At 64.5% G+C, this 13,513-nt stretch carries 11 protein-coding genes; 8 read left to right on the forward strand and 3 right to left on the reverse strand.

Going from position 1 to position 13,513, the window contains the following annotated elements; translation table 11 throughout:
- Window positions 1-37: 37 nt before the first annotated feature.
- Complete coding sequence (locus ACIHEJ_RS24350; RefSeq protein WP_400138675.1) at window positions 38-3,031, forward strand: DUF499 domain-containing protein; 2,994 nt, start codon at window positions 38-40, stop codon at window positions 3,029-3,031.
- 685 nt (window positions 3,032-3,716) lie between these two features.
- Window positions 3,717-4,496, forward strand: a complete 780-nt coding sequence (locus ACIHEJ_RS24355; RefSeq protein WP_400138676.1) for a hypothetical protein — start codon at window positions 3,717-3,719, stop codon at window positions 4,494-4,496.
- Window positions 4,497-4,896: 400 nt separating this feature from the next.
- Here the strand turns inward: ACIHEJ_RS24355 and ACIHEJ_RS24360 are convergent, their stop codons facing one another.
- Together ACIHEJ_RS24360 and ACIHEJ_RS24365 are read right to left on the reverse strand one after the other, a co-directional pair.
- Window positions 4,897-5,712 carry a hypothetical protein gene (locus ACIHEJ_RS24360; protein ID WP_400138678.1) on the reverse strand — a complete coding sequence of 272 codons (816 nt, stop codon included), beginning with the start codon at window positions 5,710-5,712 and terminating at the stop codon, window positions 4,897-4,899.
- 431 nt (window positions 5,713-6,143) lie between these two features.
- Window positions 6,144-7,199 (reverse strand): YaaC family protein, encoded by a 1,056-nt coding sequence (locus ACIHEJ_RS24365; protein ID WP_400138680.1) that lies wholly within the window; start codon window positions 7,197-7,199, stop codon window positions 6,144-6,146.
- 236 nt (window positions 7,200-7,435) lie between these two features.
- Between ACIHEJ_RS24365 and ACIHEJ_RS24370 the strand changes: the two genes are divergently transcribed.
- The gene (locus ACIHEJ_RS24370; protein WP_400138682.1) at window positions 7,436-7,996 is read left to right on the forward strand and encodes a hypothetical protein; all 561 of its coding nucleotides are present in this window, start codon (window positions 7,436-7,438) and stop codon (window positions 7,994-7,996) included.
- Window positions 7,997-8,550: 554 nt separating this feature from the next.
- Complete coding sequence (locus tag ACIHEJ_RS24375) at window positions 8,551-9,471, forward strand: MBL fold metallo-hydrolase (RefSeq protein ID WP_400138684.1); 921 nt, start codon at window positions 8,551-8,553, stop codon at window positions 9,469-9,471.
- A 107-nt stretch (window positions 9,472-9,578) separates the two neighbouring features.
- Here ACIHEJ_RS24375 and ACIHEJ_RS24380 read toward each other — a convergent pair whose 3' ends face one another.
- The gene (locus ACIHEJ_RS24380; RefSeq protein ID WP_400138686.1) at window positions 9,579-10,682 is read right to left on the reverse strand and encodes a DUF1152 domain-containing protein; all 1,104 of its coding nucleotides are present in this window, start codon (window positions 10,680-10,682) and stop codon (window positions 9,579-9,581) included.
- A gap of 80 nt (window positions 10,683-10,762) precedes the next feature.
- On the opposite strand from ACIHEJ_RS24380, the gene ACIHEJ_RS24385 reads away from it, so the two are divergent.
- From ACIHEJ_RS24385 to ACIHEJ_RS24400, 4 genes are all read left to right on the forward strand, one after another.
- Window positions 10,763-11,503, forward strand: coding sequence for a GntR family transcriptional regulator (locus tag ACIHEJ_RS24385; RefSeq protein WP_400138688.1), 741 nt, complete (start codon window positions 10,763-10,765; stop codon window positions 11,501-11,503).
- A gap of 277 nt (window positions 11,504-11,780) precedes the next feature.
- Window positions 11,781-12,218 carry an ATP-binding protein gene (locus ACIHEJ_RS24390; protein WP_400138690.1) on the forward strand — a complete coding sequence of 146 codons (438 nt, stop codon included), beginning with the start codon at window positions 11,781-11,783 and terminating at the stop codon, window positions 12,216-12,218.
- Between the two features lie 88 nt (window positions 12,219-12,306).
- Window positions 12,307-13,035: a GntR family transcriptional regulator gene (locus tag ACIHEJ_RS24395; RefSeq protein ID WP_400138692.1), complete on the forward strand. Its 729-nt coding sequence runs from the start codon at window positions 12,307-12,309 to the stop codon at window positions 13,033-13,035.
- 124 nt (window positions 13,036-13,159) lie between these two features.
- Window positions 13,160-13,510, forward strand: a complete 351-nt coding sequence (locus tag ACIHEJ_RS24400; protein WP_400138694.1) for a hypothetical protein — start codon at window positions 13,160-13,162, stop codon at window positions 13,508-13,510.
- The last annotated feature ends 3 nt before the right edge of the window (window positions 13,511-13,513 follow it).

Below are 13,513 nucleotides of genomic sequence, written 5' to 3' on the forward strand. Positions count from 1 at the left end.
ACCGGACCCCATAGCCCCACAGCCCAGGAGAGCAGTAGTGACAACGAGCGTGACGCCGTGGTGGAAGGCGCTGCGGATCCGCCAGGAAATCCTCAACGCCTCCGGCCAGATCGACGACGTGCAGATGTCGCTGTTTCGGACGGTCCACGGCACCGGCACGAACCGGCCGCCGTATGCCGACCCCACCTACTACGGAGACATCACCCACCCCACCGAGCGACTGACCGATCTCCTCACCGAGATAGCCATCCGTATCGGAGGCGGTGACGACTATCTCAAGGCCCGTGCTGTCACCCGGCTCTACCAGGGCATGGGCGGTGGCAAGTCACACGCCTGCATCGGCGCCTTCCACCTGGCAGCGCATCCCGAGGCCCTGCTGGCCACGGAACTCGGCCACAAGGTAGCCGAGCGGGCGCGCGCGAAAATGGGACGCGGCCTCCCCCACGACCTCAGCCGACCGCACGTGGTCGTCCTGCCGTGCGACAACATGACTGCTGGCGCCGGGGTGGAGGAGCTCGACGGCCCCGCGGTGAACCTCTACGAGCGGTTCCTGTGGCGCTTGTTCTCCAAGGACTACGCGCTCTACCAGCGCTATCGTCCGTACTGGAGCGACAAACACAAAATCGGTGAGGCCATCCGGGCGGTGAATCGGCCGGTCCTGATCATCATTGATGAAGTACTCGACTACATCGGCAACGGACTCGGCGGCACGAACAAACCGGAGCTGGCAGCCCAGGACATGGGCTTCCTGCGGGCGCTTCTCGACGTCGTCAACGATGTCCCCCACGTGGCCATGCTCGTCGTGATGATCGCCTCCGACGCGGACAAGACTGCCCTGTCGGCGGCAGCCAAGGAACGCCGCGACGACCTCAATAGCCAACTCGAGCGCAACGGACTGCCAGCCACGGTCAGCGAGGTCGGTGACTTTGCCGATATCCTCAGGCGACGGTTGTTCGATTCCGAGCCCGTCGCCGAGATCCTGGCCGCGACGGCCGCCCTCTATGAGCCTGTTCTTGACGACAGTGGCTGGAGCAAGCACGTCTGGGACCCCATCAGTGCCAGCTGGCGGCGTCGCTGGCAGGCCGAGGTCGCCACCTGCTATCCGTTCCACCCCATGCTCATGAGCCTGGCGAAGGAGGAGTGGAGCAAGGTCACCGGATTCCAGCGCGTCCGGTCGACCATACGGATCTTCGCCGCCACGGTGTACGCCCTGCAGCAGCGTGGCAAGGCAGGCGACTGGGTGCCGGCGCTCATCGGCCCCGGAGACCTTCCCCTCTCGGACAGTGCTGTCAGGGAAGCCCTCCTGGGCAGCGGCCTGGTAGAGGACGATCGCACCATCGCGAACTACCGGAGCCTGGCGGAAATGGAGGTCGTCAACCAGGACAGCTCGTCAGGGACGGCCCGCCAGCAGGACCTTGAGCGGCCGCCTGCCCCGTGGCTTCAGGCCAATCCGCGCGCGGCTGAACGCGCGGGCACCTTCATCTTCCTCGCCAGCATTGTCGGCACGCTGCGTCCCGGGCGCGGTCGCGGCGCCAGCGCGCCCGAGGTCAAGGCCGCCACCAGCGTCCCTGACACCAACTACACGATCACCGACGCCGACAGTGTCGTCGAGGAACTGGTCAACCCGGCAGGCGGCATGACCGCTCTGGATATCGTCCGCGGGCAGGGCAATAACAAGCCGGCCCGCTACTTCCTGTCCACCCGGCTCAGCCACCGGATGATCGTCAGCAGCCTTCGCCGGACCATCACCGAAGACGAGCGGGACCACGTCATCGCCGAGTTCGCACAGGAGCTGGCCAGGACTGGAGCCAGCGGCAGCCCGTTCCGCGAAGTGAAGTTCGTCCCAGCCGACCCCGAACGCATCGCGACCGACGTCCTGGCCACAAGTGGTCTCGATACCGCGTACACCAGCCGGCTCATCGTCCTCGACCCGGCGCAGTTCAGCCTGCGCAACGGCATGGAGAAACCCACGATCGACGCCCTGACCGTTGCGATGGGACTCGGGCAGGGAGCCCAGCAGCTTCCCGTGCAGTGGGCCAGCAGCGCGGTCTACGCCGTTGTCAACACCCAGCGCCGCAGCCTGGTCCGCGGGCTAGCGGTGGAGTACCTGGCCAGGCAGAAGGCGCTGGATGCCCCCGAGATAAAGAACGACAATGAGCTCAAATTGATCGGGACCAAGGAATTCACCACCGCGCGGGATCAGCTGGAGAAAGCTCTCAAGCGTGCCTACCAGCACGTCGTCTTCCTGGCGCAGCCCGACCCGGACGGCGATAGGTATCTCGACGAGTTCACCGGAGAAGACGACAACTTCACCGCCCTAAACGGCACCGCTGTCTGGAAGGCTCTTGCCGCCCGCGACAAGGTTTTCGACGTCGGAGAGTTCACTCAGAGGGCTTTGCTGTACAACCTTCGTGATCAAGACTACGGAAAGACGCTTTCCGACATCCGGGCCGCGTTCTACAGCGCACCGCGCCTCCCCTTGCTCTACGGCGGAGATCGAGACCTTCAGCAGGTCATATACGACGCCGTGAGCGAGGGCCTAGTGAGCGTCGTTGACGGCGCAGGCACGGAAGTCGCAATGACGGCCCCAGGCCAAGTAAACCTTGCCAGCGCTAGTCTGAGGTTGGCGAAACCCCAACCTCAGACCTGCGCCAAGTGCGGCGAGGGGAGTCACTCAGACGAGTGCGCGAACATCACATTCACCGACGACGCCTCCACGATGGAGAGGCCCGTCCCTGCCCCACGCAGCGACTCAAAGCCCAATGCAACGGGTCCGAGTTTTTCGGGTGACGAGACGTCTCCCGCAGCGGAGCAGCAGGTCGCTTTCTCGTTTACCGCCAACTTGTTGGCCAGCAGTCACGGTGCTGACGGCTTCGCCGCGCTATTCAAGGCCTTTTATATGGCCCTAGACGAAAGGCAGGTCACTTACCTGCAAGGCACATTCCAAGTTGTGATGCAACCTGAGGCAGCCGAAAACGTTCGAGTGCGACTCGAGGAGTTGGGGATCGCTGGATCATTTAAGAAGCTCTAACACCGGCTGACGGAACGCCACGACGTCACTTCGCCGCTTTCGCCTCGCACATACCTGCGCGGGTGTGCGGGGGCGGAACCCTTTACCACCGCAGCCGCACCAACGGAGGTTAGTCCTACCTTCAGTACGAGGACTGAGGTCTTCCGTCTACCTCGACGGCGGGGGACAGCAAGGTCATGACCAGCATCGATGGTGGCGGATTGGCAGCGCGGGCAGTTGTGCAGATCGGACTGCCAGGCCCGGTACACCAAGTGGCTCTTGTAGTACGGCAGCCCCTTAGCGCCGCATCCGCACAGCGGACGGGCCACGGTCCGCTGGTAACACCGCTTTAGGAGAGAGGCGGGGGAGCGGGGCCGCTGACCTGCAGCTTGATACATGGTCAGCTTGCCGAGAACTCGACCGTGAGACACGCTCGTTCACCGTGGCTGCCCCCTGCATCTGGCACGGCAGTGGCACGAACCTCAGCCGACGACAGTCAGCCACGATGGCGGGTGCGCCGACCGATCACGCACAGGTGTGCCTCGGGGCACTCCCACTGGTCTCAGCCACGCTACGGGCTTGTACCGTCGACCAGAGCAACCCGCGTTGGCGAGCCCGTGACGATGGCCGGCCTCGCACGGCTCAAGGGTGGTCCTGTCGCAGCCGGACATTTTTCCCGAAGCTACTTCCTCGACAGGAAGATCTGATGGAGGATAGTCGTATGATTGAAATTATTAAAACCCTGATCGATGCCTTAGTTAACGGCTTTCCTGGCATTAGGGGAATGCGTGAGGACAAGCGCCGACGGCAGTTGGGCGTCGAGTTATTTCTGCTCTGCGCGCAGATAAACCAACTGATGGTCACTGCCGAGGACATCATTCAACACCTGGAGAATTATGCGGCTTCCATAGACCGCTACGCGAATGATGGAACTGAAGGCGGAGGTCCAGAATATCCCAGGCGAGTAAGGCATCTGGTTGAGCGGCAACGGGACGATCTCCTCTATGTCCGTCTCCTCCTGGACAGTAGATCTGCCGTGGTGCAGATCATTGAACCCGAGGCGTACAACCGACTAGTTCCCTTGCTTGGAGTTAAGCAAGGTGCTCTCGACACGTTGTTCACAATCATGTATGTGGGTGATCTACCACTCGGCCCTTCCCAAGCGGAGATTGATGCATGGGCATCCAGAATCCCGCCTCTCCGAGAGGGGCAGGCGCGGAGAGTATCGCAAAACCTCTGGGCTGTGGATAGGCTCCTACGGGAAGCTGAACACCGGTGGCGGGAGAATGCGCTACCTCATGATTCCTGGGGGCGAGATGTGCATGCAATCGTGGTGCGGTACCTTGATGAGCGGCAACCGCGTAGGCAACTGGAAGAAATCCGATCCTCCTTGTCTGTTTTGCGTTCAACCCTTCTAGAAAACTTCACTATTGCTGATGTGCTTGTCGAAGTTGGGGAAAGGAGGCGCGGAATTAGCAGGCTGTGACCTGTCGCAGTGGTCCACTGAACTTGCGGTTGGCGGAGTCTCGATGGGCGAGTCAAGACTTGTCTTCTTGCCCTGGGTCTTGTCGGGGATCTTGGGGAGCTGGGTCTTTGCTGGTGAGGGGCGGTGGGCCCGTGCGCTTAGTGGCCGTCGTTGGTCGTCTTTGGCCACTGTCGATCGGCCTCAGACGGCCCAGGGACGGCCCAGCTCCGCCGCGCACGGCTGACGGCCGGCACCTTAGATGAGACGCCTCTGGACCTTAGCCAACGAAAGTCAGCCACGACGGTCGGTGCGCTGATCGATCAGGCAAGCGTGTGCCTCGCTGCGCCCCGACCAGCCTCAGTCATGCTGACTTTGCACACGACAGACCACGGGATATTCGCCGCCCGTGGCCTGGTGCTGCTCAACGGGCGGAGTCGCCAGGCTCGATCTCCTTGGCCTGCTCGGGAAGCAACCGGTTGACCATAATCTCGGGCTGAGCCTCCATGCCCAGCGCCTTCAAAGCGGCTGCTGAGTTGAGGCGATCCTTTGCCTCCGAGTCTCTGACACGGTCGATGAACGTCGTGGCCACTTCAAGCTTGTGATCAATGTCGATCTTGCTTTCGTTGTCCTCGGCCGCCTTGGTGAGATTAGCCATCGTGCGCTTCGAGTGCAGCGCCAGCGCGCCGCCGCCGACCGTGATCAGCGCGCCGGTCAGGCTCGTGACGAGCGGCAGGTAGCTGATATCCGGGTTCCCGGCATGGACCAGTGCCAAGACCGCACCGGCCAGGATCACCAGCGCGCCGCCCGTCATGAACCACACGCTCAACCGGAACGTCCACTCGGCCTGCTTCAGCGTGTGGTTCAGGAAGTCGAAGTGGAACTTCTGCCGCTGCGCCGCAAGACTGGATTCCTTTTTAAGGCCCTCAGGATTGAGGCGATTCATGGTGATATGGCCGACGTCACCCGTGATCACTACTGATCCAGATGCGGCAGCAGATGCGTTTACGGCCACTGACCGTGCCTCGCCCTCCCTCGCTCGGCGCCAGGCAACCGCGTCAGGGTTGGTGTCGTGCCATCTCCGGCAAACGTTCCACCTGTTTCCCGTAGACCTCGCGTCGTCGTACGTCACGATCGCGTAGACCCAATCGCTGCAGTTCTCGCTGCCTTCGGTGTGCACACTGCACTTGAGGCTCGTGTCCAAGGGCACAGTCTGGATGTCCGTGATGGTGGACGTCATGTGTTGAGGTTACGCCGCAACGAGGTTCAGGCTGAACAGGATTGGAACCAGAGCGGTGCGTCCGGAAAGAGGTGCGGGCGCCCCCATCGTGTGCTGGCCCATTGTCTACGCCGCCCGAGCAGTGACCAGCGAATCGCTGCGCTAGGTAGGGCGGCCTACACCACCGTGCTTGGGTAAGCGCGGCGTTCACCCGGCGCCCGAGCTCGGCCTTGAGTTCCTCCACCCCACCGCAGCGCCCATCTGCCGCGCATCCAGGGCTTTAGGCGATGACCTCTTTGTCCCGAAGTAACTGGGGTGGGGGTGCTGCCTTGGGCTGCTGCGTCTCTCACCTGCGCCGATGGTCCGCAGGCGTCCGCACTTGTCCGTCGCCGTCCGTCGGCGTTGTCACGCAGTTGGACACTCAGCGTGGGCCACTATCCGGGGGCTCGGAACTAGGCCGTCACCTCGTCGATCGCGGCGAGGATCAACTCAGGCACCGCGGCAAGGGCGCTGTCCAAGAGGTACTCGATCGCTACAGCATCCTTGCTGCGGTTCACGTCGATCTGTGCAGTCCATTGGCCTGGTTGGTAACGAGCAAGCATCGATAGCGCGTAGAGCACCGCCCACCAGGCCAACAGAGGGTGGAGCACGCGGTCGTCACCGCCGAATCGCGCGTGGATCACTCGGGTGGAGTCTGAGAGGCTGCGCCCCTTCCATGGCGCGATGTCCTCGAACCTACGCTTGGCGATCTCCTCTCCGCCTACCACGTCCCACACCAGGCGGCAGCCGATAGTGCCTTGCATCGGATCCCAGCTATCCGGCCTGCTGTCAGGGATGGCGCCAATCGACCGGAAGCGGTACCCCGCCAACGACGGATAGTCGGCGAGCCACTCACGTACGGCCTGCTCACGGTCCTGCGGGCTCGCGTGGTCTTGAAGGTTTCCAGGCAAGCCGGACACCATCGCCTGCAAGGTGTTCGCATCTACCTGATGCGTCTCTCTAATGACTGAGAGTTGCGGACGCGTTGTCGATTGCAACGGCCAGAGACTCACTTCCAAGATCGACGCCCACACGTCCGCCAGACGGGCTTCTTCAGGCAGTGATCGTGATCCGAGCATCGCGGCAATTTGAGTGAACGACTGCGTTCCCGCTGCGCCTTTGTCTTTGACGGTGACCGAGCCTAGGTCTGACTGGTCCATCTGGGCGGCGACGATTCCGTGGCCGTTCAGACGGCATTTGTCGGCGGGGACGGGTGCACACGCTGCGATGGCCCTTCCGGCCTGGCTCAGACCGTAGAAGAGTACGAGGGGCCTGGAAGCCGGCCCAACCGAGGCAGCTGCGGTGAAGAGTTGCTCCGACTGCTCCAGTGCTGCGCTGAACAGCTTCTGGCGCGGGCCTTTACCCGCATACCCTGGCGGCTCTGGACGGAGCTCTCGTAGGGCCCTCCATACTGCTGCTGTCGCGGGATACGTCTGATCACGGTACGTGGGGTACGGCCTGCGAACCATTGCCCCATCTTGCCAGCGCAGAGCGCACCACCGTGGCGTTTCTTCCAGCGAGCGACGGATGTAAGAACGTAGCCCAAAGCCGATCCCCGCTTTAGGAGCGAGGTTGGGCGATCATGGGTGTGACCTGCGGATTTCCTAGCTCGGGCAGAGCCCGTCGGAACTCACCACTGTGTACCGCGGTTCCCCGTGAGTCCCCGTCCGTTCTGGCACGAGAGTGGCACGGCACACTGACGACCGTGAATGACACGGTAGCTGTCGCTTTGATCACGGCCGTATCCACGCTGTCGGCTGGCGCGGTGACGGGCGGGTTCGCCTTCTGGGGCACTGGACGGCAAGCAAGGGAACAGGCACAGCAAGCTCGCGAAGAACGCGCCGAGCAGCGCGCCACCCGGCAGCGAGAGGTTCGCCGGGACGTGTACGTCCGCTTCCTCGATCTGGCAGTGCAGGTCGATCAGCACATGGACTTCATCTGGATCGAACCCGGGCCTTCGATCACCGCCGAAAAGATCGAGCAGATGGTCGAGCTGACGCGTCAACTGTGGAAGGCTCTTCCAGCCGTGTTGCTAGAGGGTCCCCCCGCTGTTGCCGAAGCGGCTCGCGCATTCGCCGCTGCGGTTGCTGAGGAGTGCGACACCCTTGAAGAGATCGCCGGGAACACTGGCGAGCATCCGCTCTATGTCACCAGCGGCGGTTTCACAACCTTCACTGACCAGCGGGTCAATACTCAACGCCGCTTCATTGAGACTGCCAGAGAGACCCTTGGCGGCCATCTGGCGCCCCTTGATCCACAGGCTTAGCGAGCGCGCACTTCCTGCACCCACCACTCTCCCCAGCTCCCATCCCGTACGCCGTCGACCCACACACCGTGGAGCGGGCGTGGTTCATGGCGTCCAGGTGGAGCGCGCCACTGTACGAACGACCTGGACGCCATGGGCCGCGTCTGCTCGGCTCTGCCTGGGTCGACGGTGTGCGGGATGGGAGCCCCCAACAGCCGCCACGACAGACCTGCAGTCGGCGCCGGCGCCCCCTCCATCCCGGTGCCGGCCGATCCCCCGCCGGAGGCACTGTTCTGACCGCGGCTTGCCGTCCAGGTCTCGACTCGGGGCCGTAGCATGCTGCGGCCCCAGGGTCCGGCCCCCTGCGCCGTAGGCGTGTGGGGGGCCGGACCCTGGGGCCAGCCCGCGCCTCGCGCGGGCACTTGAACCCGTAGAGAAAGTTGTTACTCAGGCTTCGTCGTGATGCTGTCCGATCCCGGTAGATGCTTGACGGGGCTTCACAGAATGGACCGTTGTGAGAGGGCACACGAGGTCCTGCGCTGGCTCTCCTGCCCCTGCGGGCCGAGGATGCTCGTATGAAGGTGCCGATCGGTCGCCCGAGTCTGCGGCCCTACCTGGCTTACCAGCAGCGCGCTGCAACCCACCGTGAGGGGCTGATCGCTCACTTCTTGGGCACCAGCTCGGTGCTGCTGTCGGACGGACAGACCTCGGTGCTCAGCGACGGGTTCATCACCCGCCCGAGGATGCTGAGAGTGGGAGTGGGCAAGATCGCCCCGGACCGCTCGCTGGTCCGTGCCGCCATCGAGCGGCTGCAGGCCGACACCCTCGCCGCCGTGATGTGCGCGCATTCCCACTACGATCACGCCCTCGACGCACCGGTGTGGGCGCTGGAGACTGGCGCCGAACTGGTCGGGTCAGAGTCCACCGCCAACATCGGACGCGGCCTGGGGGTCCCCGAGTCGTCCTTGCGGGTGGTCGGCGATGGCGACACCGTCACCTATGGCAGCTTCACGCTGACCTTCCTGGACTCCGTGCACAGCCCGGGCGACCACTACCCAGGCACCGTTGACCGGCCCTTGGTGCCGCCGGCCCGCGCCGGTGCCTGGAAGACCGGCACCGCCTACTCCGTGCTCGTCACTCACCCCCGCGGCCGCGTGCTACTGCAAGCCAGTGCCAACTACCAGCCCGGCGCGCTTCGTGGTCACCATGTCGACGTCATCTATCTGGGCGTCGGCATGCTGGGCAAACAGTCCGCCGAGTTCCTCCACACCTACTGGGACGAGGTCGTGGTCGCGACCGGGGCCAAGCGGGTCATCTTGGTGCACTGGGACGACTTTTTCTTCGGCCTGGATCGGCCACTGCGTCCCATGTCCTATCTGTTCGACGACTTTGGCACCACCATGCGCAGGCTGCTGCCCCTGGCCCGCCGTGACGGCGTCGACGTCGTCCTGCCTGTCTCCTGGCAACCCAGCGCGCCCCTCACCGGTCTCGCGTGAGCTCGGCTCAACGCTGGAATCGGCGCGGTACGTCGATTATCCGGCCAACGATGCGATACGAGGCACTGTGAACCGAGAAGGATCAACCGACATGAATCCATCAAGACTCAACTGAGCCTGGGCACTTCCGTGATGCGCCATAGGGGCGCGTCGTACTGCTCCGGCCGGCTGCCGATGAGCAGCTGGCGCAGAGCATGGCGCTGAGAGCCGTTGAGGTTCAGGGCCTCGGTGATGTGGCGGAACGTCGTGTGGGTGACTCCGCGGCGGCGGGCCTCCTCCTCGAACTGGTCGAGCCGCGGGAGCACGGCTTCGCTGTCGAGCTTCAAGGGCGGCTGGTCCTTCAGCCACGCGGCCTTGTTGCGCTCGTAGTCGATCTCAGAGAAGCCGCAGATCTCACGGCTGTATGCCTCGACCTCGTCCAGGAGGGCGGTTGTCATGATGGCTCGGGCCAAGCTGTTGCGGTTCACCGCTTCGTCCAGGTCGACCTCGTGGACCCTGGGGCCCTCGTCGGTGAGTGCCACGGGGAGGCCGGCATCGCGGACCTCGCAGGTGCCCCGTACTCCTCGGGCCGTGGCGGCGAGCATCGCGGTTGCCTCGGACGGGTGCCACTCCAGGACCGTGCTGATCCGCTCCACGTCGTCGGCGGTGAGAGTGTGAGCGACAGGGCCGAGCAACGGGCGGAGGTCGTCCGGGGAGAGTTCGCCGTCCAGGCCGGGACCGGCGACGAGCAGGCGAATCGACGCGTTCACCTGGCAGGCGGCGGCCAAGGTGACGGCATCGGCGAGAGGGCTCTTCAGCGTGGGCTCGTCGCCTCGCGCAAGGATGTCGCCGCCGACGTCCAGGAGATCAATCGACTCCGGCTCGAAGTGGGTGATCAGCTCTTCCAGTTGGCGTGTGACGCCTTCCACGCCTTGGTGCGGGTCGAGCAGAGCGAAGGTGTGCGGGAGTTCCGCCGCGAGTTGCGGGAGGGTGGATCCTGCGGGAGCGATCGCGCGGGCGTCGGCCGGCACTGCCGAGACTGCTGGGGTGATCCGCGCGAGGCCGGTGAAGTCGCGGGCTCCCCGTGGACCCGGCACTGGGTCGATGAGGAGGCGATCCCATGCGTAGGTCAGGATCACCGCCTGGTCCTCGTCGCCGTACAGGGCGGCGCTGAGCATTGCGGCGGCGACTGCGTCGCCACCTCCTCCTGCTGCGACGATCAACCGCGTCATGTCATCAGCGTACGGGTTTCAATGTTGGCCACTCACCTTATAGTGGCTAGAGGCCATAGCCAGTTGAATAGGGAGGGAGCATGCCTCAGATCGAGGAGGCTCAGCCGAAGTATCTCCAGATTGCACACTTCATCCGTGACCAGATCCTTCGAGGGGACCTGCGACCGGGGGACGAAGTCCCCTCGGAACGGCAACTCGCGGCGGACTGGAAGGTGTCCAGGCCGACCGCTGCCCGCTCGTTGGAGGCGCTGAGTCATCAGGGCCTGGTCGAGAAGAGGCAGGGATCGGGTACGTACGTCCGGAGCCTGGAGGTCAACCGGAGGGCACGGGAGCTGTACGGGCGCGCTCGTCAGACCGGGAAGATCTACACCTCTGGTGAGTACGCGGTCATCACGTCAGCCGGCTGGCTTGAGGCGCCGGACCACGTCGCTGAGGCCCTGGGGCTGACCAAGGACCGGCGGGCCGTGCACCGGCGGCGCGTCACGAACAACCAGGATGGCCCCATCACGCTGTCCACCTCGTGGTTCGCTCCCGAGGTCGGCCAGAAGGCGCCCAAGCTCATGGATCCTGAGCGGATCCAGGAGGGCACCCTCATGTACGTCGAGAACATGACGGGACGTCAAGGTAGCTACGCCGAAGACCGCATGTGCGCTCGCACCGCGACTGACGATGAAGCGGCCGATCTCCAGCTGGAGCATGGATCCGCCGTTCTGATCGTCCATCACGTCGTCTTCGACCTGCAGGATCGTCCCCTGGAGTTCGCCGAAGCGACGTACCCGCCTCACCGCTGGGCGTTCGAACAGGGCTACCCGCTCACCTGAGGCTTGGTCTGATTGCGTCGAACCGCTTGCACGGCGCGAGTGGCTAATGCCACTATCCAGTAAGTGGCCAAGGCCACTTACTGGAAGGGGGCACGGCGTGACGAGTCGGCGGCCTGAACAGGACGCGCACTTAGCTTGCCGGAGTTGCCGGGGGCGGGGTTGGAAGCGCGTCAGCTCGCGTACGACGCTGGCGCTCTCCACCGTCAACGACCGTGCTCGTGCCACATCGAAGCGACGGTGCCTCGACTGCGACGGCACCGGCAAGGAGTGAGCACGGATGGCCTACACGCTGGACCGTGACCCATGCCCGGATTCGCCCCGTCTCGGAGCGATGACCTTGCACCCGACCCCCGAGTCGGTGCCCCGGGCGCGACGCTGGTTCAAGAAATTCATCGCCCCGTACGACCCGGCCTGTTCGGTTGACGACTGTCTGCTGATGATCTCGGAGTTGGTGACCAACGCCATCTTCTACGGCCGGTCGGATGAACCCTGGCTCGTCCGGGTGGAGTGGTTCCGGGATGGGACCTCGCTTCGGGTCGAAGTCCACAACCCGGGTTTCCCGGCGCACGTGCGGCTGCGCCGGCCGGACGCCACCGAAGCCCACGGACGTGGTCTGCTTCTGGTCGACTCCATCGCCGACTCATGGCGGTCCGGTCCGAGTGGCTTCGGCGGGACGGTCGTGTCGTTCACGATGGCCGATGCCTGGCCGTCGTGAGAGATGCCCGACCCTGTCTGTCCTGGCACGGGGAGTGTCGCTAGTCTGGTTGACCAGTTGACTTGGCCAATCTCGATGGGCGGCGTTCATGGCGTATGAGGTGGAGGCACCCAAGTACGTACGCCTCGCGCAGACCATCCAGCGTCGCATCGAGGACGGTACGTATCCGCCCGGCACCCGGGTCCCCAGTGAGAACCAGCTGGTGCAGGCCTTCGGGATGTCCCGCCCGACCGTCGTTCGGGCGCTGGAGCTGCTGAAGCGGGACGGTTGGCTGGAGTCTCGCCAGGGCTACGGCACGATCGTGCGCGGCCGCCCGGCCGCCGCCGAACGGAAGGACCGCAGAGGGCGGGACGTGCTGGAGCGCGACGAGTCGCGCGCTCCGGGTCGCCTCGTGGAGGTCGGCGAAGTCCCTGTTCCTGCCCGCGTCGCTTCCGTGCTCGGCCTGCCGAAGCGCGCCAAGGTGCTCATGCGTCGCTTCCTCATCGAAGAGGACGGCGAAGCTGTCGAGTTGGTCTCGTCCTACTTCCCCGCCGATCTGGTCGACGGCACCGAGCTGGCGGGCAGTGACGTCCTGGGCGGCAGTCTCCGTGAGTACGTGGAGGCGCGGAAGAAGGTCCGCTTCGACCACGTGACGGAACGGGTCTCGGCCCGACTTCCCGAAGAGGGGGAGGCCGGCCTTCTCGACCTCCCCGAGGGCGTACCCGTCCTCAGCGTCCTGGTCATCGCCCGTGATGCCTCGGGGCAGGCGTTGCAGGTCTCTGACGTGCTGCTTCCTGCGGACCGGCAGGAACTCGAAGACACCTATCGCTTGAACTGAGCCCGGATGGGGGCTACTTGGCCCCCGTTCTCACTTGACAAGTCAACCTGGCATCCCTAGCTTCGAACTTGCTAAGTCAACTTGTCAGGTGGCAGGTTGATCGACTTCGAAGGAGAGATTCTCTGTGCGTGTGATCCGCATCGACGCTTCGTCCGCCACGATCCTGCTGACCGAATCCCCCGCGCCGAAGGTGCGCGACCGGCAGACAGGTGAGGTCGCCAAGGACGCCCTGACGGGGGAGGCGCTGATGACCGTCGGCGTCGTCTACATCGACGAGGGCGAGTCGTCGCTGATCCAGGTCACCATCCCCGAGAGCGGCGTGACGGATGGCCTGACCGTCGGCGCTCCCGTCGCACTCCCGGGGCTGGTGGCCCGGCCCTGGGAAAGTGTGTTCAACGGCCAGCAGCGGCACGGCATCGCCTACCGGGCCACCGCCGTCACGTCGGGCGCCTTCCCGATGGCTCAGGCGGGCTGATCG

The sequence above is a fragment of the Streptomyces sp. NPDC052301 genome (assembly GCF_044593395.1).
Taxonomy (GTDB): domain Bacteria; phylum Actinomycetota; class Actinomycetes; order Streptomycetales; family Streptomycetaceae; genus Streptomyces.

Bases quoted from the DNA above. Each gene is read 5' to 3' on its own strand.
- ACIHEJ_RS24390 (WP_400138690.1), top strand. From the start codon at position 11,781: ATGGCCTACACGCTGGACCGTGACCCATGCCCGGATTCGCCCCGTCTC.
- ACIHEJ_RS24360 (WP_400138678.1), bottom strand. From the start codon at position 5,712: ATGACGTCCACCATCACGGACATCCAGACTGTGCCCTTGGACACGAGC.
- ACIHEJ_RS24385 (WP_400138688.1), top strand. From the start codon at position 10,763: ATGCCTCAGATCGAGGAGGCTCAGCCGAAGTATCTCCAGATTGCACAC.
- ACIHEJ_RS24365 (WP_400138680.1), bottom strand. From the start codon at position 7,199: ATGGTTCGCAGGCCGTACCCCACGTACCGTGATCAGACGTATCCCGCG.
- ACIHEJ_RS24395 (WP_400138692.1), top strand. From the start codon at position 12,307: ATGGCGTATGAGGTGGAGGCACCCAAGTACGTACGCCTCGCGCAGACC.
- ACIHEJ_RS24375 (WP_400138684.1), top strand. From the start codon at position 8,551: ATGAAGGTGCCGATCGGTCGCCCGAGTCTGCGGCCCTACCTGGCTTAC.
- ACIHEJ_RS24355 (WP_400138676.1), top strand. From the start codon at position 3,717: ATGGAGGATAGTCGTATGATTGAAATTATTAAAACCCTGATCGATGCC.
- ACIHEJ_RS24380 (WP_400138686.1), bottom strand. From the start codon at position 10,682: ATGACGCGGTTGATCGTCGCAGCAGGAGGAGGTGGCGACGCAGTCGCC.